Here is a 25,802-nt window from a genome sequence, read left to right on the forward strand (position 1 = left end):
CTTATCGATCTTCGCTTCGCTCCGGTCGGATTATGCTCTAGCGGGCGGCACCCAGTGGGTGGGTTGAACTCTTCCGTGAAGGAGAATTTTGGTGATTATCTCCGACGTTTCAGCAGGAAACGGGCGGCAGCCGGTGGCTGATCTGCTCGACACTATAAAACGTAGAAAAATGATGCTGATCGTGCCGGTGCTTGCAGGCGTGGGTGTCGGCTTTGCAGGCTATCTTACTGCGCCGGTCAGTTATGTGTCGGAGTCCGTGCTGGTGCTGGATATGCGGCGATTACAGGCGCTTCCCAATGAAAGCGCGATCACGCCTCTGCCGCAGGACAGCCCGGTTCTGCGTTCGGAACTGGACATCATCAACTCACGCATGATGGCGCGCAAGGTCATCGACATTCTGCAAGCGGAGAACATTGTCGTGCCAACGGCATTTCGTTCGCGTACGGTATTGTCGTCCGCTTCCGATGCCGGAGAGCAGGAAAAAGGCGGACGCGATATCGATCCGGCCATGCGTGAACGCCAGCAGATCGATCTTCTTCTTTCGCGGCTGCGGGTTACGAATGACGGCCGGTCCTACACCATCTTCATTTCGTATCGCGCTTCCGATCGGGCCTATGCAGCTCAAGTCGCCAATGCTTTTGCCACGGCCTATCTCGATCACCAGATCGATGTGCAACAGTCGGCCACGCGGCGTATCAGCGAATGGCTCGGCGAGAAGCTTGGGACTTTGCGCAGCGATCTTGAAGGCGCCGAGCGTGCGGCGGAAGAATTCCGCCAGAAGTCACGGCTTGCAGGTGAGCAGGGACAGATCAGCTTCCAGGCACAGCGTGTGGCGGCTCTGAACAACGAGATTGTTGCCGCGACGGGAGCGGTTTCGCTGGCAGAAGCGCGGTTGCGCACCGCAGAAGAACTGAAAAACAATAATGAAGCACCTGCTCTGGCCGAAGTTCTGGCTTCGCCTGCGATCCAGGCCTTGCGCAACGAGGAGGCGCGCGTCGAGCGTCAGCTTGACGAATTGCAGTCGAACGGTGCTCTGAAAAGTGCCGAAATTCCGGTGCTGAAGGCTGAACGGGAAGCACTGAAGCAGCAGATTTCAAGTCAGGTCAGAGAAATCATCAAGAGCCTCGGCAATGAAATCCAGATAGCGCGCCAGCGGCGCAGCGGGCTGGAAGATGCGTTGAGGAATGCGGAAGCTGACCTCGCCGAAGCCAATCAGGCCCAGGTCAAGGCCGTGCAGCTCGACCGCGAAGCCAATGCCAGCCGCACCGTCTATGAAAGCTATCTGACGCGTTACAAGCAGCTGATCGAGCAGGATGGTATCGCCGCACCAGAAGCGCAGATGATCTCACCTGCGGAACCGGCAATGGCCAAGGCCAGCCCGAACCTCGCCAACTGGCTGCTTCTGGGGCTGGGGCTCGGCGGTCTGGTTGCGCTTGCCGGCACCATGCTGAAGGAGACATTCGACAAGATCAGGCCTGCGCAGACGGCGTCTCTGGTGCTGCCCGGCATTCCGGCGGCAACGCTGCTGCCGGTTTCGCCACAATTGACGGTGCCGCTTCTCGTCAATCGCGGTCTCGATCCGGCGAGTCCTTTCGGCCGCGCAATCAAATCCGTGCATGATCGTCTGCGGGCGCTGACACGCGGTCGGGATTCACTAGCGCTTTCCGTCGTGTCCCTGTCCGACGGTGAAGGAAAGACCCTGCTGATTACCGCGCTTGCACAACAGATCGCCGCGACAGGCATAACGGTTGCGGTCATCGACGCGACGAACAAGCGGTCGGGTCTGTCGGAGGCTTTCGGTCTACCGCATAACGATTACGGTGTTGTGTCCACCGGACGTCCGCTTACCGGCGCGACGCTCGTGCACGATCACGGTTCGGGGATAGACATCATCAAGCCCAACAGGCAGATGCGCGAGGGAGACTGGCTGGCTGATCTGATCGCCCAGTTGCGCGCCGATCACAAGATCATCCTCGTGGACCTCCCGGCAGTCATGGAGGACAAGCGGTCGGTTCTCCTGTCACGGGCAACCGATACGGCGCTTCTCGTCGTGCCGTCCGACCGTCAGGACCAGAACGCGACCAATGCGCTGATCCAGACGATGGCATCTTTCGGACGGAAGCCTGCACTCGCGGTCGTGAACCATAATTCTTCGTCTTATCCCAACTGGATAGCGCTTCCGGTCGCGCTTTGCGGATTGGGATTGCAGAGCGCAACACGGCGCATGAAGACCTTCTTCTCGCGACGACGGAAACCGGCGGCGGACAGCGTACAAGAGCAGGCCTAGAGCGCGTTTCGATCTGATTGGATCAGATCGGCGCTCTAATCCTTTGTTTTGAACCACGCATCTTTTCCGAAAACGGTTTCACACTTTTCGGGATGCGCTCTAAAGGGGCACAGATCATGTCAAGCAAAGTGTTCAGCAATCGTGGCAGATATCTCCGCGCAACGGTGCTTTCCAGCCTTATTCTGATCGGCGGGACTTTAGGAGCGCTTGCGGATGGGCAGGCCTATCGTGTGGGTGCCAACGACGTGCTTCAGGTAACTGTCTACGGGCAGCCGTCCCTCACAGGGCTTTATCCCGTCGATGTGGATGGCAATATTGGCTATCCGGTCGTGGGCAATATCCCGGTAAACGGGCTGACCACAAATGAGATCAGCGAGAAGATTGCAGGATCGCTATCCCAGCACATTCCGGGTTTGACGGTTACTGCAACGGTCAATCAGTATGCGCCGGTATTTGTCGTCGGTGATGTAAGGGCGCCTGGAAAATACCAGTTTCGGCCCGGCATGGTTGCGCTTGAGCTAACGGCGCTCGGCGGCGGGGTAGGAAAGGCCGAGTCTCCGGCGGTCACTGCAGGCGTGCAGCTGATCGCTGCCCAGCAGGAATACACCGATCTGCAGCTGCAAATTACCGCAATGGCGATCAAACGTGCGCGTTTCGAGGCTGAACTGAACGGCACGGATTTTACCTATACTCTGCCGGAACAAACGCCTGCGACCAAGGAAACAGCAGTCCTGCAGCAACACATGCTTGATGGCGAGAAGACATTGTTCGATGTTCGCCGCAACAATCTTGCTTCCGAGCGCCGGGCGCTTGAGGCACAGGTTGCAAGCTATGGCGATGAAATCCAGACCTTGCAGCAGAGCATCAAGCTGCATGACACCGAAATCGCGCTGCTGCAGGAGAATGTGGATTCCAGCAAGTCGCTGGTGGACCGCGGCCTTGCGGCAAAGTCCAGTCTTCGCGATCTGGAGCGGGATTTGTCGGCTACCCGGCGCGCCGCGCTGGAACAGGGGTCGTTTCTCGCTCGGGCGAAGCAGAACCAGCTTGCCGTGCAGCAGCGCATAGCCAATCTGGAGGAGATCCGCCGAAGCGATGCGGCCACCAGCTTGCAGGACATCGACCTCAACATGGCCCGCATGGAACGCCGCAGCAATGCCCAACTGCAGGCCATGGCTGAAATTGCCAAGTCTTCCGGCGATATCTCGTCAGCCACGCTGCGCCAGAAACTGGTCTTCTCGATCAGCCGTAACGTCAATGGCAACTTTCAGGATATCGTTGCCAATGAGCGTACGGAAATCAAACCGGGTGACATCCTGCGCGTCGAGCTTGATATGAGCAAGATTGGCGGCGGCTCGCCGTCATAGGTTTAGACTCTCCAAAAGTCAGGAAAGGACTGCGCGTCTCCTCAGCATGAGGGATGCTGAGGAGACTTGTCCAGGATTGACAATGTAAGAGTGAAACGTCGCGGCTTGATCGGAAAAGCGGAACACGCTTTTCCGGGGGCTTCAAGCGGCGACAGGATCGGCGGTTTCCTCCAACCAATCGCGATAGACTTTACGCAGGCCGTCCTCCAGACGAATTTGCGGTTTCCAGCCGAGCGCCCGCATCCGCGACGTGTCGAGGAGTTTGCGTGGAGTGCCGTCCGGTTTGCTGAGATCATGTTCAAAGCGACCTTCGTACCCGACAACGCGGGCGACGGTCAGCGCCAGGTCCTTGATTGAAATCTCCTCACCCGTTCCGATATTCATGGGATCGATGCCGTCATAGAAGCGCAGCATGTGCAGGCATGCATCTGCAAGGTCGTCCACATGCAGGAATTCCCGCAAGGGCTTGCCTGTGCCCCAGAGCGTCACATGATCCATTCCTCTCACCTTGGCCTCGTGAATGCGCCGGATGAGTGCCGGCAGGACATGCGAGCTATTGGGGTCAAAATTGTCGTTTGGGCCGTAAAGATTGGTCGGCATAGCCGTCATGAAATGATTGCCATATTGCCGTGAGCAGGCTTGCGCATATTTCAGCCCGGCGATCTTGGCGATGGCATAGGCTTCGTTGGTCGGTTCCAGCGGGCCGGTCAGAAGCGCATCTTCGGTGAGTGGCTGTGCGGCGTCGCGTGGATAGATGCAGCTTGAACCGAGCCACAACAGGCGCTCGACGCCGTTTTGCTGGGCGGCGCGGATGAGATTCATGCCGATGGCGAGATTGTCGTAGAGAAAATCCGCCGGGTACTGCGAATTGGCAAGAATGCCGCCAACGCGGGCCGCGGCGATGATGATGACATCCGGCTTGCGGCCGCTAATGAAATTCTCAGCCGTTCCCTGTCGGGTCAGATCGAGGGTGCTGTGTGGTGCTGTGATGATGTCACAATCCGTGCCCTGCAAGCGTCGCAGTATGGCCGAACCGACCATGCCTGTATGCCCGGCAATGAATATCTTTTTGCCTTCGAGCGGATAGAGTGCGGGTGCGGTTTCAGCCATAGAAGTCATTGCGTCCAACCTCCCGCATGATATTGCGCAAATCCCAATCGACCATCTCGGTGACGAGATTGTCGAAGCCGGTCGTATGCTGCCAGCCGAGGCGCGTTTTCGCCTTGGATGCGTCGCCGAGCAGGAAGTCGACCTCGTTTGGACGGAAATAGCGCGGATCAATTTCAATCAGGCAATTGCCGGATTTCCGGTCGCGGCCGATTTCTTCCACGCCGTCGCCGTGCCATTCGATCTCCTTGTCTACCGCCTTGAATGCATGTTCGACAAACTCCCGCACCGTATGCGTTTCGCCGGTCGCCAGAACGTAGTCGTCGGCGGTATCTTCCTGCAGGATGCGCCACATGCCCTCGACATAGTCACGGGCATGGCCCCAGTCACGGCGGGCATCGAGATTACCGAGCCGAAGCCTATCCTGAAGGCCACGTTCAATGGCGGCGACGGCTCGTGTGATCTTGCGGGTGACGAAGGTTTCGCCGCGAAGCGGGCTTTCATGATTGAATAGAATGCCGTTGGAAGCATGAAAGCCGTAAGCGTCGCGATAATTCACCGTCGTCCAGTAGGCGTAGAGCTTTGCCGTCGCATACGGACTGCGCGGCGCGAATGGCGTCTGTTCGTTCTGCGCATGGGGCGAGCTGTTGCCGAAGAGTTCGGATGTGGAAGCCTGGTAGAAGCGGCATGTCTTGCCGAGCCCCAGGATGCGCATGGATTCAAGCAGCCGCAGCGTGCCGAGCGCATCGGCATTCGCCGTATATTCAGGCGTTTCAAAACTCACCTGCACATGGCTCTGCGCGCCCAGATTATAAATCTCGTCGGGCCGCACTTCCTGTATGACACGGCACAGATTGGTAGCATCCGTCAGGTCTCCGAAATGCAGGCGGAAGCGAATGTCCTCCTCATGCGGGTCCTGATAAAGATGATCGATGCGCGCTGTGTTGAACGACGAAGACCGCCGTTTCAGACCATGGACGCGATAACCCTTTTTGAGCAGAAGTTCGCTCAGATAAGCGCCATCCTGTCCGGTCACACCGACGATGAGAGCTGTTTTCTCCTGCAAGACCCTGCCTCCAATCAGAAATTTGATGGAACTATGTTAGCGATTTCCCACGCAGGCAGAACGGCTCCAAAACGGCAATTGCGAGCCGGAACATCCCTCTTCGGATGAGGTCTGAAGCGCGTCCGGTATGGCCGGTTTCACCCAAAGAGGTAGGCGGTTCGCCCGCTGTCGGTGCGGGCCATGCCTTTGTGTTTCTTGCGGTATCCGCCGCGCTATTGCGATGCTCGTTCTAACGGGATCGAACAATAGGAAGCGAAATCATGCGTGTGGTGCTTGCCAATCGTTACTTTTACCCGGACCAGTCGGCGACGAGCCGAATGGTGACGAGCCTTGCCCATACACTTGTGCGAGAAGGCATTGAAACCACGGTGCTGGCAAGCCGCAGCTATCACGACAATCGAAAGGACGTTTTGCCCGCGCGCGAAACGATCGACGGCATCGATGTACACCGCATATGGACCTCGGGATTCGGTCGGGGAAAGCTTGTCGGGCGCGCGGTCGATTATGCGACCTTTCATTTGTCCGCCGCAGCCTGGTTCGCTTCCAATGCCAGAAAGGACGATGTCTGCGTCGTCTGCACCGATCCGCCGCTTTTATCTGTTTCGGCAGCACTCCCAGTCCGTATGCGTCGGGCAAAGTTGGTCAACTGGGTGATGGATCTTTTCCCTGAAACTGCGATGGAACTCGGTCTCATCAAGTCCGACACCATTTCCGGCAAGCTCGCCTTGATCCTGCGTAACTGGTCGATGCGCCAGTCCGCGCTGACCATTTGTCCGATAGAACGCATGGCGCAATATCTTTCGACACGGGACATTCCGGCGGAGAGCCTGAGCGTGGTTCACCACTGGGCGGACCGCAATGAAATTGTTCCGGTGGAACCGGCGCAAAATCCTTTGCGCCGTGCCTGGGGGCTTGGTCGAAAATTCGTCGTCGGATACTCGGGCAATTTCGGGCGCGCGCATGAGTTCAAGACAGTTCTCGACGCTGCCGAACGGCTCAAACATATGAAAAGTATAGTCTTTCTGATGATTGGCGAGGGGCAGCAGCGCGGTTTCGTCGAAAGCGAGGTCAAACGGCGCGGCCTGACCAATGTGATGATGAAACCGTTCCAGCCCGTGGAGAAGCTTTCCGAAAGCCTCGGTGCGGCCAATGTGCATCTCGTCTCCCTGAAGCCGGAGCTGGAACATTGCATTGTGCCCAGCAAGTTCTATGGCGTGCTTGCCGCCGCCCGCCCGACAATCTTTGTCGGCGATACGGAAGGTGAAATCGGTTCGATTGTCCGTGACTTTCAGTGTGGCATGGCGCTGAGACCGGGCAATGTCGATGCTCTGGTCGATGCGATCCTTCATCTGCGCCATTCGCCCGTCGGCCGCATGTCGATGGGCAACAATGCGCGCTATCTGATGGAGACGGCCTATTCGCGGGAATATGGTGCAGCCGTCTGGCAATCCGCCATCTCGCGCCTTGAGGAGAAAATGGTCCCGGCGGCCATGCCGGTTCTCGACCGACAGTTCCAGCCGAGGGAAATGTGATGGATGGATCGATTGTCGTCAGCCAGCTGGGTGCGCGTCGGCACTACGCGGTTCCGCGGATTTTTGCGAACAATCAGAAACTGGCGCATTTCTATACGGATATATGTGCTTTTCAGGGGTGGCCGCGTTTTCTCAACAGCTTGCCGCCGAATGCGCTTCCATCCTCTGTACGCAGATTGATCGGACGCAAGCCACAGGGAATTCCGCTCGAACAAATGACGACTTTTCCCGGCTTCGGACTGCATTCTGCAGTGCGCAGACTGGCCAACCAGACGGGGCCGAAATCCACGGCCAATGCGATATGGGCCGGTGAAACATTCGGCAGGCTGGTTGCCGAAAGTGGCTTTCACGGCGCTGGCGGTATCTATGCCTTCAGCGGCGAAGCTGTGGAAGTGCTGTCGGCCGCACGAAAAATGGGCCTTTGGACGGCGGTTGATCAGGTCATCGCACCGCGCACCATCGTAGACCAGCTTGGTTATGAAGAGGAATTGTTGAATCCGGGCTGGCAATTGCCGGTCGAGAGTGACGGATATTCCGAGGCTTTTGCCGAGCGCGAACGCGCCGAATGGCAATTGGCCGATGTGGTCGTGTGCCCGTCGCCCTTTGTCGCCCGTCACGTGATTGAAGAAGGTTGCGCACCGGAAAAGATCGTCATGGTTCCGACCGGGGTTGATACACGCTTCCAGTTTGAACGGAAGCCGCGAGCTCCGGGTAAATTGCGTGTGCTGACGGTGGGCGCCGTTGGCTTACGCAAAGGTTCGCCCTATGTCGGCGGGGTTTCCCGATTGCTGGCGGGAGAGGTGGAGTTTCGGATGGTCGGTCCTTTGGAGTTATTGCCCGAAGCGCAGGCCAAACTTGCTGTCTCTGTAGAATTGACGGGACCCATTCCACGCAGTGAGATGCGCAAGCAGTTTGAATGGGCGGATGTCTTTCTGCTGCCATCACTCTGCGAAGGGTCGGCAATCTCCGTTTATGAAGCACTGGCCGCCGGGCTGCCTGTGATTTGTACCGAAAATACAGGCAGTGTCGTACGCCACGGAATGGACGGGTATATCGTACCGATCCGCGACGTCAGGGAAACGGTCGAAATCCTGCGGGAACTGGCAGGGAACCCGACTATGCTGGAACGGATGGGGGAAAACGCGCGTGAACGCGCGGCTGATTATACCTTATCGCGTTATGGCGAGCGGCTGGCTTCAGCAATCTTTCAGGAGAAGACGCCATGAACATCGTCCACGTCATCGGTTCCTTCGATCCTGCCAAGGGGGGCCCACAGGCCGTCGTGGTAAGGCTGGCGGCAGCGCAGGCTACTCTTGGCCACGAGGTGACAATCGTAAGCTATAGCGATGACGAGGTGAACAGACGCGCCATCAGGGCGACCGCAACCATTCCCGGTTTTGACAAGGTGCGCACGCTTCTTCTGCCGATGCCAGATCTGCGGGAAACGTTGTTCGGAGGAGCTGCCGCGAAGGCGATGCAGCCACTGCTGCGCCTCGCGGATTTCGTGCATCTGCATGGCGTTTGGGAGACCAATCTGCTGCGCGCTTCGATGTTCTGTCGTCGCTATGGTGTGCCTTACTGCATATGTTGCTGCGGCATGCTCGATATATGGAGCATGCGGCAGAGCGCGTGGAAGAAGAAATTCGCGATGACGCTCGGCTTTCGTCGGATGCTCGACGGTGCAGCCTTCATTCACGCTCTTAATGCAGACGAAATCGAGCTGATGCGACCTCTTGGTCTGAAACCGCCGTCGATGATTATCCCGAACGGCATCTTCCTCAACGAAGTCGAGGGCGGCGAAACCGCTGACATCGGTTTGCCGAAGCGGCCTTATGTTCTGTTTCTGTCGCGGCTTCACTACAAGAAAGGGCTTGATATATTGGCCGATGCCTTTCGCCGCGTTGCTTCCTTGTTTCCCGATGTGGATCTGGTGGTCGCAGGGCCGGATGGCGGAGCGGAAGACGAGTTTCGTGAGCGTATTCGTCATTATGGACTTGAGGCGCGCGTTCATGTGACCGGCGGGCTTTACGGTCCGGCCAAGATCACTGCCCTGAAACAATCGGCCTGTTTTTGTCTGCCGAGCCGTCAGGAAGGTTTCAGCGTTGCCATAACCGAGGCCCTTGCCTGCGGTGTGCCGGTGGCGATTACGGATGGGTGTCATTTTCCGGAAGTTGCCGAGGCCGGTGCCGGTGTGGTCTGCCCGCTCGACCCGATGGCTGTGGCTTCGGCGCTTGAACGGATTCTCGAAGACCCCGATCGCGCCGCGCGAATGGGTGCGGCCGGAGCCAAGCTCGTCCGGGATAACTACACCTGGCCTCGCATTGCGCATCAGACGATTGCAGCCTACCAAAGCTTTCAGTCACAGAAGACCGACGCCGTTGCAAGGCGCAAGGCGCTCCGGTCCGTTCCCGCAAGCTGACAATCAAGGCTTTCGCCGTGGCCGTACCGGCTTGGCCGGATTGCCCGCATAAACCATCCATGGGTCCATATCGCGGAAGCTGACTCCCCGTGCTCCGAGAACAGCGCCTTCACCGATACTGACGCCCGGTCCCACGAAGGCTTCAGCTGCAACCCAGCCATGTGGCCCGATGTGTATGGGCGCCGCCGTGAGCGGGAATTCCGCCTGATCGATATTGTGGCCCGCAGTGCAGAGATGCGCGCGCTGGGAGACGATGGCGAAGGGCGCAAGCGTCACATGCGCCACGTTATAGCAAAGCGCGCTCGGTCCCAGCGATGCGTGTGCTCCCATGGTCAGATTGCCCGGCCACCAGATACGTGCACTGCCGCGCACGATGGCCGTCCTGTGAACCTTCGCGCCGAAGGCACGCAGCACTATGCCACGCCAGCGCCACAGGAAGGATGGTGTCCATGCTGCCAGCACCAGCCAACTCGCCTGCCAGCAAAGACGTCGTACGCGGTGCTGGAATGTGAAGGTGGCGTCGCCTTCCATCGGGCGCGATGCATTTATTCTGCCCGTAATGTCCTGTGTCTGGCGGGGACGGCTGGTTTCTCCGGTCAGCGAGCCTGTGTGATCTGAGGTCACGGTCATGATGACCATCCTTCCTGAAGCTTGCCGCTATGCGATGCCGGAAGCGGCAGGTGGATCGAGCGATTGCGAATGACGCAGAACGACAGAATGGGAATGAGAAACAATGACATGTGAATCCAGACCGGCACGACCCAATCCGTGTGGTGGGAAATGGAATGCATGGCTGGGACGATGGAAAGCATGTAAACCAATTGCCCCAGCATCTCGCCTGCCATTGCGGTTTCCCAGAGCCTGCGCATGGCCCAGGCCAGCAGCAGGAATTTCAGGGCTCCGAAGTACCAGAACGACGAAAATGCATCGACCAGTCCGGTTTCCGTCGTGCCGGTCAGCGGATTGTAATCCCGGCCGGGTTCCGGGACATCGAGATAGAGTGCTTCCTTGATATTGCTGCCCACAAGTTGCGCTGGAACGAATGTGAAGATGATCCTGTTCCAGTGATACTTGCCGTAGTCGAATTCCAACCGCCGATCGATTTCATCGATACGTTGTACGGCATTGCGCATTTCGGGGCCGCCGCGCTCCAGGGTGCTGCGAAAATTGGCAGCGTAGTCGATTTCCAAAATCTCATCGAGAACGAAGCTCGCATCCGTGCGGGTAACCTGACGATAATCGCCCATGCTGGTCATCAGAAAAGTGCCGGCCAGAATGCCGATTGCCATGACTGTTCGAGGAACGAAAATTCGCCGGTAGAACCAGAAGGCAAGAAGGAACATAAGCACCAGCTGAATGGTCTCTGCACGCTTTCCGGTCACCAGAATACGATCGAAATAGAAGACCAGATCAAAAAGAATGATCGTCAGCGCAAACCATGACGGACGCCGTGCGAAGCACAGAAGGGCGATGGCGAGGCCATAAGGCATGAGCTGCGCAAAGAAGAGATAGACCACCGGCATTCCGGTCATCTGCATGCCGATGGAAACATCGCCGGGAAGGCGACTCAAGAGGAAGTAGAACACCGCGCCGAATATCGACAGACCGGCTGCGGCCCATAGCAATCTCCGTTCGCTGAAGCTCATGCTGAGAAATTTGATCGGGCGTTTGGCCATCCGCCAGCCGAGAACCAGCATTGCAAGGGACAGGATGCCCATGATCATCGTCTTGGCATAGGCGCCAGATGGCAGAAAATGGTCATAAACGAGGGCAGGGAGCTGCGGCAGCAGAAAGCCAAAGGTCATCACGCCTGCAAGGAATGGAAACTGATACATGCGTTCGGGGCGGGAGAGGAGGCCACCGGCCAGAAGGCAGAGGACGAAACCGGCGAAAATCCAGGTGAGCGAGAGGTTCATCTAACGGCTCCCGCCAAGGCGCAAACGTCAGAAAGATCAGGTGCCGGTTCGCCAGCGGCAAGATCGTGCGGGAAGATGCGGCCTGAAAGCAGATACCAGCCGAGCTTCACATATTCCTTGGCGACAAGTTCCATATCTGCAGGCGTTGCCGGGAATCCGGGATGACCGCCATCGCCGCCGATGGGGGACGAAATGAAGCGCATCTGAGGGCAGGCAGCACGGAAGCTCGCCACAGCGCGGCGCGAATGATACCAGTTGGTCACGATCAGCGCGCTTCTGGCCTGTATCTCGCGCATGACCGGCGCAGAAAACCGCGCATTTTGCCATGTGCTGCCCGATTGGCATTCCACGAAGATCGCTGATGGTTTCACACCCTTACGCACCATGATCCGCTTGTTATAAAGGCAGTCACCGTCTCCGGTAACAAGGATCACGGGCGAGCGGCCTTCCTTCCAGAGGCGGGCTGCTTGTGCTGCGCGGGGCGGTCCGTCTCCACCGGGAACGACGATCACATCCGCTTTGCCGCCATCATCCTGCAAGGTCAGAACCGGTTCTGAAAAGAACATCGCAGCAAGACCGAACAGGACGGCACAGGGCAGAATGATGAGCAGCATCATACCATACGCCGTTCCGGTGTTTCGGTTTCCAGCGGGTGCCTGACGGGCGAGTTTTCCGCGAGCAACGCAGATTGGCGCTGGCGCTGCTCTTCCGTCTTGACGACGATCATGAACTCGTAAGCGGAAAGCAGGCGGCAGTAGAGATAGCCGGGCTTGCCGTCGAGAAAGCCGCCGCGCAGCAAATACATGTAGAGGAAGCGCAGGCTCGGCCTGAACGGCATGTGATAGGAGAGCGATTTCAACGCCCGCCGCCGCCGTTCTGGAACTGTCGAAAGAATTCCGCCCCAGTCGATCCTGCGTTCAAGCAGGCGGGAGGCGGACAGATCAGCCTCAGCGGAAGAGTAACGGTTGTGCTTGTCGTACCAGGCTTCAAGGCCCTTGTTGAAACTGTAATGGATGAAATGCGCCTGCAGAGCGCCTTCCGGCCCCCCGCTGGCACGTGAATGCACTGAACGCTCGAATCGGACCCGGTCGGGCCTTACCAACCGGGTGATCCAGGTGGGATAAAGGCTCGCATGGCGTATCCAGCGCCCCATGAACATGTTCTTGTAACGCGCCTTGAAGAAGACTTCGGGTCGTTTGGGATCAGCGGCAATCGCCAGCATTTCGTCGCGCAGGTCCGCCGGTGTGATCTCGTCCGCATCCGGCGTATAGACCCAGTCATGCTTGAACTTGATTTCTGTCAGGCCATACATACGCTGGCGGTCCTCGGTGTCATAGGCACGCTGAAACACGCGGGCTCCCGCTGCCTTCGCAATCTCGACCGTGCGGTCGCTGCTGTAAGAATCGAGGATGACGATGTCGTCGCACCAGTCCAGCGAGGCGAGACAGGCAGGCAGGTTGACCTCTTCGTTCAGCGTCATGATGAGTACGGAAACGTTCATGAAGTTGCCCCAGGATAAGTGATGTTCGGTTTTGTTGTCGGGTTGGCTTCGGCCATGGAGGCGGCAATGATCGGACGCGCGCCCCTGGTCATGCGCAGCACGAAAAGCGTGTGCGCTGCGGCAGGGATCGCCAGTGCGAGAAGCATCGGCCAGACAGGTATGTCGAGCCGGATCGCGATATAGGCGATGGCTCCGGCCATGAAGTTAAGCGCCATAACCGCCACGGCTGTTTGCCCGCAGGAAAGCCCCGCATCCATCAGCAGGTGGTGCAGATGCTGCCGATCTGGCGAAAACGGGCTTCTGCGCGCGGACATGCGGCGCACGATCAGGCTCAGCGTATCGATGACAGGCACGATGACGATCCAGATCAGGACGGGAAAGGCGACGGCGATGGTTCCGTTCGCAAGGATGAGGATAAATCCGGCAAGCGCCGCACCGAGAAAGGTGCTGCCGCCGTCGCCAAGGAAAAGACTGGCCTTTGCACGCCAGCGATGCCGCATGTTGAAGACGAGAAAGCCGAGACAAGCAGCAGCCAGCGCGAGTGCGTGCAGCCCAAGGCGATGTTCGCCGATCCCGAAGCCGATGACGGCCAGCCAGAAAAACGCTGCAGCACTAGCCGATCCCGCCAGTCCGTCAACACCATCACTCATATTGATGGCGTTGACGAGGCCAACAATGAAAGCGAACGCCATAATCATGAACAGCGGTCCGGTCAGAACCTGAAACAGCATTTCCGGATTGGCGGACGCTGAAGCCTCAACGCCGTCCGATGCAAGTCCGAGATAAATCTGCCGTATTCCGGCGATGCCTATCATCAGAAAGGCTGCAAGCAGCTGAATCGCGAGGCGCGGCGTGACCGGCAGGTTGAAACGGTCATCGAGAACACCGGTGATGAGGATAAGCACAAGGCCCGGCAGCAAGGTCATGGCGCTGGCATGGCCCGAAATGCCGTGCGCCAGAAGCGCTGCTACGGAAAACGAGAGAAAAATGGCGATGCCACCGCAAAGCGGAACGTTTCCGTCGTGTCTCTTGCGGGCATCGGGAATGTCGATGAGATACCATTCGCGTGCCAGCCCGCGAAAACCGAGGCAGAAGGCAACGGAAAGCGCGAAAGCCAGAAGCGTGATCCAGGAAAGACTCGTCATGTCTCCTCCGAGGCGCGTGCAAAGATCAAACTTTGGAAATTTTTACCCATTGCCGCTGTGATCCACGACTTGGCTTTAGAGCGTGCCGCATACTCCTTTCAGGTCAGGGGTTAACACCAAGGGCGACATTTCTTGCCGGTAGCAAAAGTCTATTCTGGGCCTGATCCGGAAAATCGCGCCTGCGAACGCTTTAGCCAGTGTGCCGGTGCCGGTATGCCCGCGACAGTATGAAATGGGGGACGAAGAGGTGATACGGAGAACGACGATTTCGCCTGGGAATACCCGCTGGAGCGGATCATGAATGGCGTTCGCAGGGGCTTTGTCATGGCGGCGCTGGAGCAGTATGCGGGGCTACTTTTTAACTTCGTAACCGTCGCTGCGGTGTCTCGGCTTCTGGGGCCGGCAGAAACCGGAATGGGCGTAATAGGCTTGAGCCTTACGGCGCTTGTGTTTTCACTGCGCGAATTCGCCAGTCCGGAATTCCTGATAAAGATCGACAAGGTGCGTGATCAGGATATCCGGACTTCGCTTACTTTTCTTATGGGCGTGACGCTGCTGCTGTCGCTGGCCCTCTATTTCACACTGGGTTATTTCGCCGAGTCCTATAACGACCCGAAACTGAAGCTCTTTCTTAGCATCACGATCGTTGCAGCGCTGGTCGAAAGCCTGTCCTTGCCGGTCGTCGCACTGCTGAGGCGTGAGATGGCCTTCGGAACATTGGCGCGCATCCGTACTGCAGGGTCCGGTTTGGGTGCCCTGGTAACGGTTGCCATGGCCTTTTGCGGTTTCGGACATATGTGCTTTGCCTTCGGATTGCTGGCGAGCGCCCTGATGACAACAGGACTGGCTATCGCGATCCATCCTTTGAGAGGGCAGTTTCGTCCGTCGCTGGCCAGTTTCGATACAGCCTGGCGGTTCGGCATCTATCTTGGAGGCAATGCCGGGCTAAACAAGATTTGCATGACGCTTCCACAGCTTCTGCTAGGACGCTTCATGCCCATATCGGCAGTTGGAATTTACAACCGGGCCGACACGCTGAGCGGTCTGCCGGATCGTATTATCCTTTCAGCCGTTTTCACTGTGGCGTTCCCGATGCTTTCGGCGCAGGTCCGCGCCGGGGCTGATATCAGCCAGTCCTATATACGTGCCTTATCCTACATCACCGTTGCTTATTGGCCGGCACAGGCATTGCTTGCCTTGCTTGCATATCCGGCGGTACATATCATTCTCGGCCCCGGCTGGTCCGAAGCGGCACCCATCGTAGCGATCCTGAGCCTGGCCTGTCTTTTCTGGTTCCCCGCGATCCTGACCTATCCTTTGTTGATGGCATTGGGTGAAAATCGCGAGGCTTTCCTATCCAATCTGATTTCGCGGCTGGTTGCGCTCACCGTTATAAGCACCGCTGCATTTTACGGTCTGATGGCCGTTGCGCTTGGCCAGTTCATCAGTCTGCCGATACAGATGGTCATAGCCATCGTTTTCGTGCGCAGGCATGTGGCTTTTTCCTATGCCGTGCTTGGCCGGGCATTGATGAAAAGCGGCCTTGTTACTTTGATGACACTGGCTATACCGCTCGTGATGGTCGCGGTGAATGGCTTTTCGCTGGAAATTCATTGGGCCACCGGGATTTCGATGGGTCTTGTGGCGGCATTTAGCTGGCTGGGCTCGCTGTTCCTGGTGCGGCATCCCTTCGCCGCAGAGGTTTCACCGATGCTGGGCTGGACTATTGGGAAGCTTTGGGTTCGGCGTGCGCAGCCTTCAGCTTCGACCCCCGCAGAATAGGAGGGCTTGTCATGGATCGATGCCCACAACAACAGCCCACGGTCGATGTCGTCATCCCCAACTTCAACTATGGTCGCTATCTTTCCACCTGCGCCAACAGTGTATTGCGGCAATCAGGTGCCAATGTCCGTCTACTGATCATCGACAATGCCTCTACCGACAATAGTGTTGAGGTGGCGAAGAGCCTTGCGGCCAGTGACAGCCGTGTCGAATTGCTGCTCCGTCGGAAAAATCTCGGGCCGCATGCCTCATTCAATGAGGGCATAGACTGGGCCACATCCGAATATTTCCTGATCCTGTGTTCGGATGACCTATTGGCGAATGGAGCTTTGGAGAGGGCGACAAGCGTGTTGTCGCAATGTGTGAACGTTCACCTTGCGCATGGCGCGACAGGCAGGATCAGAGCCGACGACGGTGAACCCGGCCTCACCACTCCCGTTGCCGCACCGGACGATTGGCGGATATGGTCGGGGGATGAATTCATTGAATTTGCCTGTCGGCATGCATTTAACCCGATAATAGGCCCGACGGCGGTTGTAAGGACGGCGATCCAGAAAGAGGTAGGATATTACCGCACCTCACTTTCTCACACTGACGATCTCGAAATGTGGCTGCGTATCGCTCTGCGCGGTTCCATCGCCTCTACCAGCCAGATTCAGGCTTACGCGCGTTCGCATCCCCAGAACCAATCGGCGACAGTGAACGGCATTCTGAGTTGGAACCGGGAATTCGAAGCCGGATTTCGGTCCTTCTTCGATCATGAAGGTGCGAGCTTGCCGGATCAGCGCCTTCTGTTCGCAATGGTTCAGGATTGCCTGACCAAGCGTGCCTATTGGTCTGCGATCTCCAATCTGGCGCGGCAGCCGAAGGTGGCAGGTTCGTTGATGGCGTTCGCATTGAAGCGTGAGCCGTTGCTGGCAGTCATGCCTCCCTTCGATTACCTGTTGAAACGATCCGCCTGGCGAAACCGACGCGACGCTGGCTAGAGATTCATAAGACGGATCGCTAGGGTATCCCCAAACGTAAAGCGGGAGAAATGCTCTAGTTGGGGCGCGGCAATGGAACGGCGACATTCACCGTCTCCTTGGCCGTGTCGAGAAAAGTGGCGTAAAGAATTTCTTCCTGCCCTGCCAACCGGCTGCGATACCCTTGTACACCGGCCTCCACTTTCTTGACCAATATCGTGCGCTGCTCGAAAGCAATTTCAACGTGGGAGAGTATGGTTTCAGGATCGAAGTTTTCGATCCGATGGCAGAATGCTGCCAATCCGGTATCTTGCAACAATGCATCGTTCTTGCTCGCATAAGCCAGCGAGATTGTGGGACGCCCCATGGCAAGAGCGCAGACCACGTTATGGTAACGGCTGGCAATAACGATGTCTGTCTTGGCAATCTGCTGCATGAGGTCGTGCAGGGACGCGGATGGTTCAAATATGACATTGTTCGCTTCGGCTGGTGCAAGCTGCTCCAATACGTCACGGGCGGCCTCTATATCACCCTTGCCGCCAATAAGCAGGCGAACCTGACGACCGCTGGCCAGAAGCTTTTTTACCAGCGTGGTTATTTTGGCAACATATTGCTCGTAGATGGCGTCGCCGTCCTTTTCATTCTTTTTCCATCCTCGATAAATCATCACGCCGATGCCCACGCATTGATCCGGGCTGCCCGGCTTTTCATCCGGAACCGTCGGCAATGCGAAGGCGATATCTGCGCTGACGAAATCCTGAGTGGAGTTTACGCCTAGCTGTTTCGTGAAGTCATGGGAGATCTGGTCTCGATAGGAACGGAAAGACGCCAACATTGAAGCCCAGCGGATGAAGAGCCGGCTCAATGGACGATCGACGGGGCCGGCACCGATCGATACAAAAATCAGGCGCGTGCTGGCAAGTTTGGCTGCGAGGGACCATCGTAGCACTGCGAACGGCCAGCCGAAGGGATTTTCGTTGAAGTCGTCGAGTATCCCGGTACCCGGCACAACGATGAGATCGAGCTGGGAGGCAAGCAAGAGCGCGCAGATAAAGCCGATTATTCGGCGAGGAAAGTGCAATAACGCCTTGTTGATTGCACTCAGTAGCCAATTTGATGGTTCCGGTTGAGAAACCGGACGGGCGGGGAGATCGAACGTCTGCTCGACGACATCGGGCTTGGAGCAGATACAGACGAGTTTTGCGTCGGGACAGTTACGATTCAGGAGTTGCAACATGGCTTCCAGCGAACCGTCATTGCCGGTATTGCCGGAACCGAACTGCCCGAAAAGCCCAATTCTCATATGCGTTTCTCCTGTTGTAGCAACAGGCTAATGCCGGACGCGTTGTCAGGAAAACTGGCAGAAGGGTGAACACCATCCTCTATTGTAGGAGGGGGAGTACCCCTCATAGCCGAAATGCGCGGCAAAGCAATTTCGATACACTGGCCAGCGGTATATCCATTGCCCCCCGATATACCGGAGTAAGGCTTCGAGGGAGTTGTTCCCTCGAAGTCTTGTCTCCCTTGAAATGTCCTGTGGCAACAAGGTTGTGGCGATGAAATGTGCTTACTTTGTCCGTCCCCATATAGGCGGGACTTATTCGGTCTTCACGCGTCTGCGTTCGTCGCTTGGCCAGTCGGGCGTTGAGCTTCGATGGCTTGCCTCGGGTGCCGCTGGCGATACGATCAGCGTGCCGACGGGACAAGGGCTGGAGGATTCCCTTCGCAAGGGTGATGTCATCGACGGGATGGGGGTGCTGGATGAAGAAACCCGCGCCAAGCGCATGGTTGGCTTCCTGCGCGAGAACCGTTTTGACGCCGTTTTCGTCAATGTCCTCTCTCATCGTTTCGAAACCAATCTGGTGCGCTATCTGCCTGCCGATATTCTGCGTATCATGATCGTGCACAATATCACGCCCGGCACCTATGCGGCGGCGAGGGCAATCCGCGATCATGTTCATGCAACTGTGGGAGTTTCAAAACGCTGCCGCGACGATCTCGTGCGCCAGCACGGTTTCGATGCGGCGCGCACGCTGGTCATCCCGCATGGGCTGAACCGGGATATCCATCTCTCGCGCAATGTTCCGAGGCACGATGGACGCGGTCCGCTGCGGCTGCTCTATCTGGGACGCATGGAAGATAACTCAAAGGGCATATTCTGGCTTCCGAACATCCTGCGTGAGCTCGACTGTGATTATCATCTGACCGTCGCCGGAGATGGTCCCGATCTGAAAGAACTGCGCCACCGTCTTGCGCCCTTTGGCGACAAGGTCAGTTTCAACGGCTGGGTTGCGCCCTCCGATGTTCCCTGGCTGGTGAGCCAGCATGACGTCATGGTCATGCCGTCACGCTTTGAAGGTTTCGGACTCACGCTCATCGAAGCAATGAGCCAGGGCTGTCCGGCGGTCGTGTCGAAGATCGCCGGTGTGACCGATATGATCGTCACCGATGGAAAGGACGGGCTTTTGTTTCCCGTCGGCGATTTTCGTCAGGCAGCACGCCATATCGGGCAGCTTGCACGCGACCGTGAAATGCTTGCGGGTTTGGCGGATGCCGCCCAACAGAAGGTTGAAACAGTCTTCAACAATGATACTGCCGGGCGCGCTTACGCAGGCCTCCTTGAGAAACTCGCGGAGGAGCGCCCTGCTATCGCGCCGCCACTGGCGCTTTCGCAATGGTCGATGCCGAACGCGCTTCATTCCAGTCTGCGCAGCCGTTTGCCGAAGCCGGTGAAGAACTGGCTGCGCCAGATGCGCGAGCGCTTGCACACCGGATGGTCGACAGCATGAACCGTGAATAACAAAGGAGAAGGGCATGAACCTTTTCACATCGCAGTTTCGCAATTCTCAACTGCTTGCCACCAAGGCGCACGCGCTGATACCGGGCGGCTGTCACACCTATGCCAAGGGCGACGACCAGTATCCCGTTCTGGCACCCGGCTTCATCCAGCGCGGCTCCGGCTCGCATGTCTTCGACGTCGACGGCCATGAATATATCGAATACGGCATGGGTAATCGTGCGGTTGGGCTGGGCCATGCCTATCCACCCGTCGTGCGCGCCGTGCGTGACGCCTTGCAGGATGGCTGCAATTTCACGCGTCCAAGCGCCATCGAAGTCGAATGCGCGGAGAGCTTTCTGGAGCTGATCGACGGAGCGGAAATGGTGAAGTTCTGCAAGGACGGCTCGGACGCGACTTCGGGCGCGGTACGACTTGCGCGCGCCTATACGGGACGCGACATGATTGCCTGCTGTGCCGATCATCCGTTCTTTTCGACCGACGATTGGTTTATCGGCACAACGAAGATGAATGCGGGCATTCCGGCGTCGGTCTCGGCTTTGACGGCAACGTTCCGCTATAATGACATTGCGAGCGTGAAAGCCTTGTTCGAGGATTATCCGGGACGTATCGCGGCCATTATCCTTGAACCCGCAAAGGCCGACGAGCCACAAAACAACTTCCTGCAGGAAGCAAGGCGTATCGCCCACGAAAACGGGGCCTTGTTCATTCTGGACGAGATGATTACCGGCTTTCGCTGGCATTTGCGCGGGGCGCAGAAGCTCTATGATGTCGAGCCTGATCTTTCCTGTTTCGGCAAGGCGCTGGGCAACGGCTTTGCGATTTCAGCGCTGGCAGGCAAGGCGGAATATATGCAGCTTGGCGGTCTGACCCAGACCGACCATCCGCGCGTTTTTCTGCTTTCGACCACGCATGGCGCGGAGACCCATGCCATGGCTGCTGCGATTGCCACGATGACGATTTATCGCGACGAACCGGTGATCGAGAGGCTTCACGAACAAGGCTCCAAACTGGCAGAGGGCGTGAATGCGGCAATTGCCAGCCATGGCCTGCAGAACCACCTTCGCCTGTTCGGGCGTCCGTGCTGCCTTGCATATGGAACGCTCGACGAGAAGGGGCAGCCATCTCAGGCATTTCGCACCCTGTTTCTTCAGGAGACAATCCGGCGTGGCGTGCTGATGCCGTCGCTGGTCGTAAGCTATACCCATAGCGACACGGATATTGCGCGAACGGTGGATGCAATCGACGGCGCGCTCGACATCTATGTCCGGGCACTGAACGATGGTGTGACTTCCTATCTGACGGGACGCCCTTCGCAGGTGGTCTATCGCCGCTTCAATGAAGCGCCGACTTATCCGCCGACGATGCGATGAAGCACTTCGCAGCGGTCCTGATCGCCGCAACCCTGCTGTGGTCGGCAACGAAGCCGACATATGCCGCCGATCTGTTTCCAATCACAGTTGGTGAGGAACGGCGCGTATTCGAGGATGCAACGGGCAGGCCGCTTCTGTTGCAGGGTGATACCGCATGGTCGCTGATTGCGGAATTGAAGCGCGAAGATGTCGAAACCTATCTGCAAGATCGCCGGAAGCGCGGCTTCAACGCCATTCTGGTCAGTCTGGTCGAACACTACTTCTCCAGTCACCCGCCCGCCAATGCCTATGGCGAGAAGCCGTTCAAGAGCGATGCCTTCGGTGAACTCAATCCGAAATATTTCGATCACGCCGCCTGGGTGATCGGGAGGGCGGAAGAACTCGGCTTAGTCGTTTTTCTCGCGCCCGCCTACCTTGGGGTGAACGGCGGCAACCAGGGTTGGTTCTCCAAGGCGCAGGCTGCTGGTCCCAAGAAAATGCGTGTCTATGGCCAGACGATAGCTCAGCGATTTGCGGAGTTTCATAATGTTGTCTGGGTCTTGGGCGGGGATTTTGATGATCCTGATCGACGGCTGGTTTCCAGTCTGGCCGATGGAATCTCAAGTATTGTTCCCGGCGCTCTTCTGACGGTACATTCGGGTCGCAATAGCAATACGGCTGAACTCTGGGGCGACCGGCCCTGGTTGAGTTTCGATACGGTTTATACATATGACGATGTTCATGCAGCGGTTTTTCAACGGCGAAAAGCGGCTGAAATGCCTGTCATTTTGCTGGAAGCGGGCTATGAGTTCGAGCGGGGGACGACTACGCGGATGATCCGCCGTAATGCCTATGGCGCGCTGTTGGCGGGTGCTGCCGGGCAGTTCTTTGGTAACAACCCGATTTGGCATTTCACGGGACCGGGGATCTCCACTGCTGATCGAAGCTGGCAGGAAGCCCTCGACAGTGCCGGCGCGCGGTCAATGACGGTATTAAAGAAACTCTTCGACAAACTGCCATGGTCGCAACTCCAACCCGATAGCAGTAGAGCCATTTCGGCAGGCGCGGGAAACTATGCCGCATCACTGCCCGACGGTACCTTGTCGGTTATCTATGGCGATGCCGGTGGTTTTGCGGTGCAGAAAGCTATTGTCAAACAAGGCTGGCAGGCTGTCTGGTACGACCCGGTTTCCGGCACGTTCGCGGATGCGGGCCAACCAAAGCTTGAGGGATCGGTTGCGACCTACACACCCAAGCAGGCGCAAAATGCCGGTGGCGGAACTGACTGGCTTCTGCTGATCGGCAACGCCAGGCGCCTGCAGGACATCCAAAAGAGGTAGGCGATACGCCCTTTCACGCTTTTCATAAACGCTTGTCCTAACCGGACATGCCTTCGGTCAAGTCGTCGCTCCTGTCCTCTCTGGCTAACATGCATTTATCAAAGCTTGAGGAGTCGGACATGAAAGTACTGGTTACGGGCAATCAGGGCTATATCGGGTCGGTCATGGTGCCGGTCCTCACAAATGCGGGGCATGAGGTGTCCGGCTATGACATCGGTCTTTACGAACATTGCCGTTTTGAAGAAGGCGGCGCCGTCATGAGCGTGCCGACCATCCGAAAGGACGTGCGCGATGTGTCGCCACGCGATCTGGAAGGGTTCGACGCGGTCATTCATCTTGCTGCGCTCTCCAATGATCCGCTTGGCAATCTCAATGAGGAACTGACTTACGACATCAATCATCGGGCGAGCGTCGCGATGGCCAAGGCCGCCAAGCTGGCAGGGGTGGGGCGCTTTCTGTTTGCTTCGTCCTGCAGCAATTACGGTATCAGCGATGCCGATCTGATCGATGAGACCGGCGAGCTGAAACCGGTGACGGCCTATGGCCGGTCCAAGGTGCGGGCAGAACAGGAAATCCGGGAACTGGCGGATGCAAGCTTCTGTCCGGTCTATCTGCGTCCAGCAACGGCTTACGGTGTTTCACCCTTCCTGCGCTTCGATATCGTGCTCAACAATCTAGTGGCTTGGGCAGTGACGAAAGGGCTGATTTATCTCAAGTCCGACGGCACGCCATGGCGACCCATCGTGCATATTCGCGATATTTCCCGCGCCTTCATGGCCGCCATGGAAGCCCCGCGCGAAAAAGTCTGGAACGAGGCCTTCAATGTCGGATCAACGGAGCACAACTACCGCATTCGAGATATAGCGGGCATCGTCGCCGACAATGTTCCCGATTGCCGTATCGAATATGCGGACGATGCCGGGCCGGATACGCGCTCCTACCGTGTCAGTTTTGAAAAGCTGGCGCGCGTGCTGCCGGAAGCGAAACCGGAATGGGATGCCGTTGCCGGCGCGCGTGAATTGCTTGCCGCTTATAGCCGTTCTACGCTGACACTTGAGGAGTTTGAAGGACCACGCTTCCAGCGTATCGCTCATATCCGCAAGCTGATTGCGGAAGGCGTGCTGGACGCCGATCTGCGGCGTGCCGACGAGGAACCGCAACAGCTTCGGGCAACTGCGTGATGGATACGGGGGCAGGGCGCAAAGGCATTGAAACAGCCATTCCGCCGGTATCGAACGGGATGGCCATTTACGACCTTGCTGCTCGGCTTTATCCAGTCTGCCGCAGTCTCGCCGGCGATGGCGTGCGCGAAACGCTTGCCATCATCGGGGAACATCTGCCGCTGACAGTCCATCAGGTTCCGACCGGTACACCGCTTTACGATTGGAAAGCGCCGCAGGAGTGGATTATTCGTGAGGCCTATATTGCGGATATGAACGGCAATCGTGTCGTCGATTTTGCCCGGCACAATCTGCATGTGGTGAATTTCAGCGTGCCGGTGCGGGAAAGAATGCCGCTCAGTGCACTGAGGGAGCATATTCATACGCTGCCCGACCAGCCGGACCTCATTCCCTACCGCACCTGTTATCACGCGGAGGGCTGGGGGTTCTGTATGGCGCATAACGAATTTCTGTCCATGCAGGAGGACGATTATGACGTCGTGATCGATGCGGAGCGCCGCGACGGTTTTCTGACCTTCGGTGAGTTCATTCACGAGGGGGACACCGACGAGACCTTCATCCTGTCGGCCCATCTCTGCCATCCGTCGCTGGCCAACGATAACTGCTCGGGGCTGGCACTGCTGACCCGCCTTGGTGAGGTTCTGCAATCACGGCGCACGCGCCTGACCTATCGACTGCTTTTCGGCCCGGCGACTTTCGGCGCTCTTGCGTGGCTCAGGCATAACGAGGCGCAACTGGGGCTGGTCCGCCACGGGCTGGTCTTGTCCTGCGTCGGCGATGCTGGCGGGCCGAACTACAAGCGCAGCCGTCGCGGCGACGCGGAGATTGATCGCATCATGGGCCTCGTACTCGGTGAGTGCACCAATGCGACGATGCATGATTTCTGGCCTTACGGCTATGACGAGCGCCAGTTCTGTTCGCCGGGATTCAATCTGCCGGTCGGCATGTTCCAGCGCAGCCTTTATGGCACCTTTCCGGAATATCACACATCGGCCGACAATCTCGATTTCATCAAACCGGAGTATCTTGAGCAGTCGTTCAACATGGTCTTGCAGGCTATTGAAATTGCTGAACGAAACTGGCGTCCGCTGAATACCTCACCCAAGGGAGAGCCGCAGCTTGGAAGACGTGGACTCTATGGAAACATGGGTGGGGATAGCCGCTCTGCACAGAACGCAATGGCGTTGTTATGGGTGCTCAATCTGGCAGATGGCGAGCATTCCATTCTTGATATGGCAGAGCGTGCGAAACTGCCATTTGTAACCCTCGCCGACGCGGCTGCCCGGCTCCGCGAGGCAGGCTTACTGGTGGAACGTTAAAGCAGCGGCCAGGCCAAATCCTTGTCGGAAATGACACTCGGCCTGTTTGGCCATGGTATGCCGAGCGACGGGTCATCATAGCGTAAACCTGTCGCATAGTCAGGTGCATAGGGCTTCGAGATCATGTAACGCACGAGCACATCGGGCGTCAGGGTCTGAAAACCGTGCGCGCATCCTTCGGGGATATAAAGCAGCACGCCGTTTTCGGCAGACAGCTCCACGCCGGTCCAGCGCCGATAGGTTGGCGAATGCGGGCGCAGATCGACCAGAACATCCCATATGACGCCCTGCAGGCAGGTGACGAGCTTGGTCTCAGAATGCGGTTCGTTTTGATAATGGAGGCCGCGCAGTGTTCCTTCTTCGCGCGAGAAAGACAGGCTGTGCTGCGGGAAATGCGTTTCCATCTGCCGCTCGGCGAATGCAGCTTCGCAATAGACCCGCGCGAACCAGCCGCGTTCGTCTTCAAGTCTTTCCGGCTCGATAGACCAGGCACCGTCGATATTGAGCGAAGTGAAACGCATGATTTGCCCCGGATTGCAGCCATTTGCATTCTGACAGCTGGATTGCCGGGCGATAGAACCTTCTTCGATGCATCCGAATAGCCTTCCGGATGAGGCCAAACTGTCCGAATGAGGTAGGCGACTACGCCCCTGCCGCCATTGGGCGAAGATTGGGTATCTACACCGCATAGTCCGTCCGGTGAATGTTGCGCCCGATCGTATGTACGGC

General features: G+C 57.6%; 21 protein-coding genes. 12 read left to right on the forward strand and 9 right to left on the reverse strand.

Annotation, left to right across the window (positions count from 1 at the left end; all coding sequences use genetic code 11):
• Positions 1 to 91: 91 nt before the first annotated feature.
• Together MKS82_RS18250 and MKS82_RS18255 are read left to right on the forward strand one after the other, a co-directional pair.
• Positions 92 to 2,287, forward strand: a complete 2,196-nt coding sequence (locus MKS82_RS18250; protein WP_109987443.1) for a GumC family protein — start codon at positions 92 to 94, stop codon at positions 2,285 to 2,287.
• Positions 2,288 to 2,403: 116 nt separating this feature from the next.
• Entirely contained in the window at positions 2,404 to 3,651 is a 1,248-nt protein-coding gene (locus MKS82_RS18255) for a polysaccharide biosynthesis/export family protein (protein ID WP_109987552.1), read from the forward strand.
• 141 nt (positions 3,652 to 3,792) lie between these two features.
• On the opposite strand, the gene MKS82_RS18260 is transcribed toward MKS82_RS18255, so the two are convergent.
• Positions 3,793 to 4,770, reverse strand: a complete 978-nt coding sequence (locus MKS82_RS18260; RefSeq protein ID WP_109987442.1) for a GDP-L-fucose synthase family protein — start codon at positions 4,768 to 4,770, stop codon at positions 3,793 to 3,795.
• The gene (gene gmd / locus MKS82_RS18265; protein WP_104754392.1) at positions 4,754 to 5,824 is read right to left on the reverse strand and encodes a GDP-mannose 4,6-dehydratase; all 1,071 of its coding nucleotides are present in this window, start codon (positions 5,822 to 5,824) and stop codon (positions 4,754 to 4,756) included. Before gmd ends, MKS82_RS18260 begins: the two co-directional genes overlap by 17 nt.
• Before the next feature lie 260 nt (positions 5,825 to 6,084).
• Here gmd and MKS82_RS18270 point away from each other — a divergent pair, with 260 nt between their 5' ends.
• Genes MKS82_RS18270 through MKS82_RS18280 form a run of 3 tightly spaced genes read left to right on the forward strand, consistent with a single transcriptional unit; the run spans position 6,085 to position 9,775 of the window.
• Entirely contained in the window at positions 6,085 to 7,356 is a 1,272-nt protein-coding gene (locus tag MKS82_RS18270; RefSeq protein ID WP_109987441.1) for a glycosyltransferase family 4 protein, read from the forward strand.
• Positions 7,356 to 8,582 (forward strand): glycosyltransferase family 4 protein, encoded by a 1,227-nt coding sequence (locus tag MKS82_RS18275; RefSeq protein ID WP_240579154.1) that lies wholly within the window; start codon positions 7,356 to 7,358, stop codon positions 8,580 to 8,582. The genes MKS82_RS18270 and MKS82_RS18275 overlap by 1 nt, the downstream gene beginning before the upstream one ends.
• Positions 8,579 to 9,775, forward strand: coding sequence for a glycosyltransferase (locus MKS82_RS18280; RefSeq protein ID WP_109987439.1), 1,197 nt, complete (start codon positions 8,579 to 8,581; stop codon positions 9,773 to 9,775). Before MKS82_RS18275 ends, MKS82_RS18280 begins: the two co-directional genes overlap by 4 nt.
• Before the next feature lie 3 nt (positions 9,776 to 9,778).
• On the opposite strand, the gene MKS82_RS18285 is transcribed toward MKS82_RS18280, so the two are convergent.
• The 5 genes from MKS82_RS18285 to MKS82_RS18305 form a co-directional block, all read right to left on the reverse strand.
• A complete protein-coding gene (locus tag MKS82_RS18285; protein WP_240579490.1) occupies positions 9,779 to 10,306 on the reverse strand; it encodes a putative colanic acid biosynthesis acetyltransferase in 528 nt (175 codons plus the stop codon).
• A 95-nt stretch (positions 10,307 to 10,401) separates the two neighbouring features.
• On the reverse strand, positions 10,402 to 11,691 hold the full coding sequence (locus tag MKS82_RS18290) for a hypothetical protein (RefSeq protein WP_109987438.1): 1,290 nt from the start codon (positions 11,689 to 11,691) through the stop codon (positions 10,402 to 10,404).
• Positions 11,688 to 12,305, reverse strand: a complete 618-nt coding sequence (locus MKS82_RS18295) for a YdcF family protein (protein WP_445558099.1) — start codon at positions 12,303 to 12,305, stop codon at positions 11,688 to 11,690. Before MKS82_RS18295 ends, MKS82_RS18290 begins: the two co-directional genes overlap by 4 nt.
• Positions 12,305 to 13,192, reverse strand: coding sequence for a glycosyltransferase family 2 protein (locus MKS82_RS18300; RefSeq protein ID WP_109987436.1), 888 nt, complete (start codon positions 13,190 to 13,192; stop codon positions 12,305 to 12,307). Before MKS82_RS18300 ends, MKS82_RS18295 begins: the two co-directional genes overlap by 1 nt.
• A complete protein-coding gene (locus MKS82_RS18305; protein WP_109987435.1) occupies positions 13,189 to 14,337 on the reverse strand; it encodes an MraY family glycosyltransferase in 1,149 nt (382 codons plus the stop codon). Before MKS82_RS18305 ends, MKS82_RS18300 begins: the two co-directional genes overlap by 4 nt.
• A 297-nt stretch (positions 14,338 to 14,634) precedes the next feature.
• Between MKS82_RS18305 and MKS82_RS18310 the strand changes: the two genes are divergently transcribed.
• Both MKS82_RS18310 and MKS82_RS18315 read left to right on the forward strand, forming a co-directional pair.
• A complete protein-coding gene (locus tag MKS82_RS18310; protein WP_109987434.1) occupies positions 14,635 to 16,119 on the forward strand; it encodes an oligosaccharide flippase family protein in 1,485 nt (494 codons plus the stop codon).
• An 11-nt stretch (positions 16,120 to 16,130) separates the two neighbouring features.
• Positions 16,131 to 17,105 (forward strand): glycosyltransferase family 2 protein, encoded by a 975-nt coding sequence (locus MKS82_RS18315; protein WP_109987433.1) that lies wholly within the window; start codon positions 16,131 to 16,133, stop codon positions 17,103 to 17,105.
• Positions 17,106 to 17,160: 55 nt separating this feature from the next.
• Here MKS82_RS18315 and MKS82_RS18320 read toward each other — a convergent pair whose 3' ends face one another.
• A complete protein-coding gene (locus MKS82_RS18320; protein ID WP_109987432.1) occupies positions 17,161 to 18,387 on the reverse strand; it encodes a polysaccharide pyruvyl transferase family protein in 1,227 nt (408 codons plus the stop codon).
• Between the two features lie 253 nt (positions 18,388 to 18,640).
• On the opposite strand from MKS82_RS18320, the gene MKS82_RS18325 reads away from it, so the two are divergent.
• The 5 genes from MKS82_RS18325 (at position 18,641) to MKS82_RS18345 (ending at position 25,073) form a co-directional block, all read left to right on the forward strand.
• Positions 18,641 to 19,873: a glycosyltransferase family 4 protein gene (locus tag MKS82_RS18325; RefSeq protein WP_109987549.1), complete on the forward strand. Its 1,233-nt coding sequence runs from the start codon at positions 18,641 to 18,643 to the stop codon at positions 19,871 to 19,873.
• 25 nt (positions 19,874 to 19,898) lie between these two features.
• On the forward strand, positions 19,899 to 21,254 hold the full coding sequence (locus MKS82_RS18330; RefSeq protein ID WP_109987431.1) for a glutamate-1-semialdehyde 2,1-aminomutase: 1,356 nt from the start codon (positions 19,899 to 19,901) through the stop codon (positions 21,252 to 21,254).
• Positions 21,251 to 22,573 carry an apiosidase-like domain-containing protein gene (locus tag MKS82_RS18335; protein WP_109987430.1) on the forward strand — a complete coding sequence of 441 codons (1,323 nt, stop codon included), beginning with the start codon at positions 21,251 to 21,253 and terminating at the stop codon, positions 22,571 to 22,573. The genes MKS82_RS18330 and MKS82_RS18335 overlap by 4 nt, the downstream gene beginning before the upstream one ends.
• A 119-nt stretch (positions 22,574 to 22,692) precedes the next feature.
• Positions 22,693 to 23,754: an NAD-dependent epimerase/dehydratase family protein gene (locus MKS82_RS18340; RefSeq protein WP_109987429.1), complete on the forward strand. Its 1,062-nt coding sequence runs from the start codon at positions 22,693 to 22,695 to the stop codon at positions 23,752 to 23,754.
• Complete coding sequence (locus MKS82_RS18345) at positions 23,754 to 25,073, forward strand: DUF4910 domain-containing protein (protein ID WP_109987428.1); 1,320 nt, start codon at positions 23,754 to 23,756, stop codon at positions 25,071 to 25,073. The genes MKS82_RS18340 and MKS82_RS18345 overlap by 1 nt, the downstream gene beginning before the upstream one ends.
• Here MKS82_RS18345 and rfbC read toward each other — a convergent pair.
• Positions 25,070 to 25,594: a dTDP-4-dehydrorhamnose 3,5-epimerase gene (rfbC, locus tag MKS82_RS18350; RefSeq protein ID WP_109987427.1), complete on the reverse strand. Its 525-nt coding sequence runs from the start codon at positions 25,592 to 25,594 to the stop codon at positions 25,070 to 25,072. The genes MKS82_RS18345 and rfbC overlap by 4 nt on opposite strands.
• Between the last annotated feature and the right edge of the window lie 208 nt (positions 25,595 to 25,802).

It is taken from the genome of Ochrobactrum sp. A-1, assembly GCF_022488005.1.
Lineage (GTDB): Bacteria > Pseudomonadota > Alphaproteobacteria > Rhizobiales > Rhizobiaceae > Brucella.

Excerpts from the sequence above, each read along its gene's own strand:
- MKS82_RS18320 (WP_109987432.1), bottom strand. The coding sequence starts at position 18,387 with ATGAGAATTGGGCTTTTCGGGCAGTTCGGTTCCGGCAATACCGGCAAT.
- MKS82_RS18270 (WP_109987441.1), top strand. The coding sequence starts at position 6,085 with ATGCGTGTGGTGCTTGCCAATCGTTACTTTTACCCGGACCAGTCGGCG.
- MKS82_RS18305 (WP_109987435.1), bottom strand. The coding sequence starts at position 14,337 with ATGACGAGTCTTTCCTGGATCACGCTTCTGGCTTTCGCGCTTTCCGTT.
- MKS82_RS18275 (WP_240579154.1), top strand. The coding sequence starts at position 7,356 with ATGGATGGATCGATTGTCGTCAGCCAGCTGGGTGCGCGTCGGCACTAC.
- MKS82_RS18335 (WP_109987430.1), top strand. The coding sequence starts at position 21,251 with ATGAAGCACTTCGCAGCGGTCCTGATCGCCGCAACCCTGCTGTGGTCG.
- MKS82_RS18285 (WP_240579490.1), bottom strand. The coding sequence starts at position 10,306 with ATGGAAGGCGACGCCACCTTCACATTCCAGCACCGCGTACGACGTCTT.
- MKS82_RS18295 (WP_445558099.1), bottom strand. The coding sequence starts at position 12,305 with ATGCTGCTCATCATTCTGCCCTGTGCCGTCCTGTTCGGTCTTGCTGCG.
- MKS82_RS18340 (WP_109987429.1), top strand. The coding sequence starts at position 22,693 with ATGAAAGTACTGGTTACGGGCAATCAGGGCTATATCGGGTCGGTCATG.
- MKS82_RS18325 (WP_109987549.1), top strand. The coding sequence starts at position 18,641 with ATGAAATGTGCTTACTTTGTCCGTCCCCATATAGGCGGGACTTATTCG.
- MKS82_RS18300 (WP_109987436.1), bottom strand. The coding sequence starts at position 13,192 with ATGAACGTTTCCGTACTCATCATGACGCTGAACGAAGAGGTCAACCTG.
- MKS82_RS18290 (WP_109987438.1), bottom strand. The coding sequence starts at position 11,691 with ATGAACCTCTCGCTCACCTGGATTTTCGCCGGTTTCGTCCTCTGCCTT.
- MKS82_RS18260 (WP_109987442.1), bottom strand. The coding sequence starts at position 4,770 with ATGACTTCTATGGCTGAAACCGCACCCGCACTCTATCCGCTCGAAGGC.
- MKS82_RS18315 (WP_109987433.1), top strand. The coding sequence starts at position 16,131 with ATGGATCGATGCCCACAACAACAGCCCACGGTCGATGTCGTCATCCCC.
- MKS82_RS18310 (WP_109987434.1), top strand. The coding sequence starts at position 14,635 with ATGAATGGCGTTCGCAGGGGCTTTGTCATGGCGGCGCTGGAGCAGTAT.
- MKS82_RS18345 (WP_109987428.1), top strand. The coding sequence starts at position 23,754 with ATGGATACGGGGGCAGGGCGCAAAGGCATTGAAACAGCCATTCCGCCG.
- MKS82_RS18255 (WP_109987552.1), top strand. The coding sequence starts at position 2,404 with ATGTCAAGCAAAGTGTTCAGCAATCGTGGCAGATATCTCCGCGCAACG.
- MKS82_RS18280 (WP_109987439.1), top strand. The coding sequence starts at position 8,579 with ATGAACATCGTCCACGTCATCGGTTCCTTCGATCCTGCCAAGGGGGGC.
- rfbC (WP_109987427.1), bottom strand. The coding sequence starts at position 25,594 with ATGCGTTTCACTTCGCTCAATATCGACGGTGCCTGGTCTATCGAGCCG.
- MKS82_RS18330 (WP_109987431.1), top strand. The coding sequence starts at position 19,899 with ATGAACCTTTTCACATCGCAGTTTCGCAATTCTCAACTGCTTGCCACC.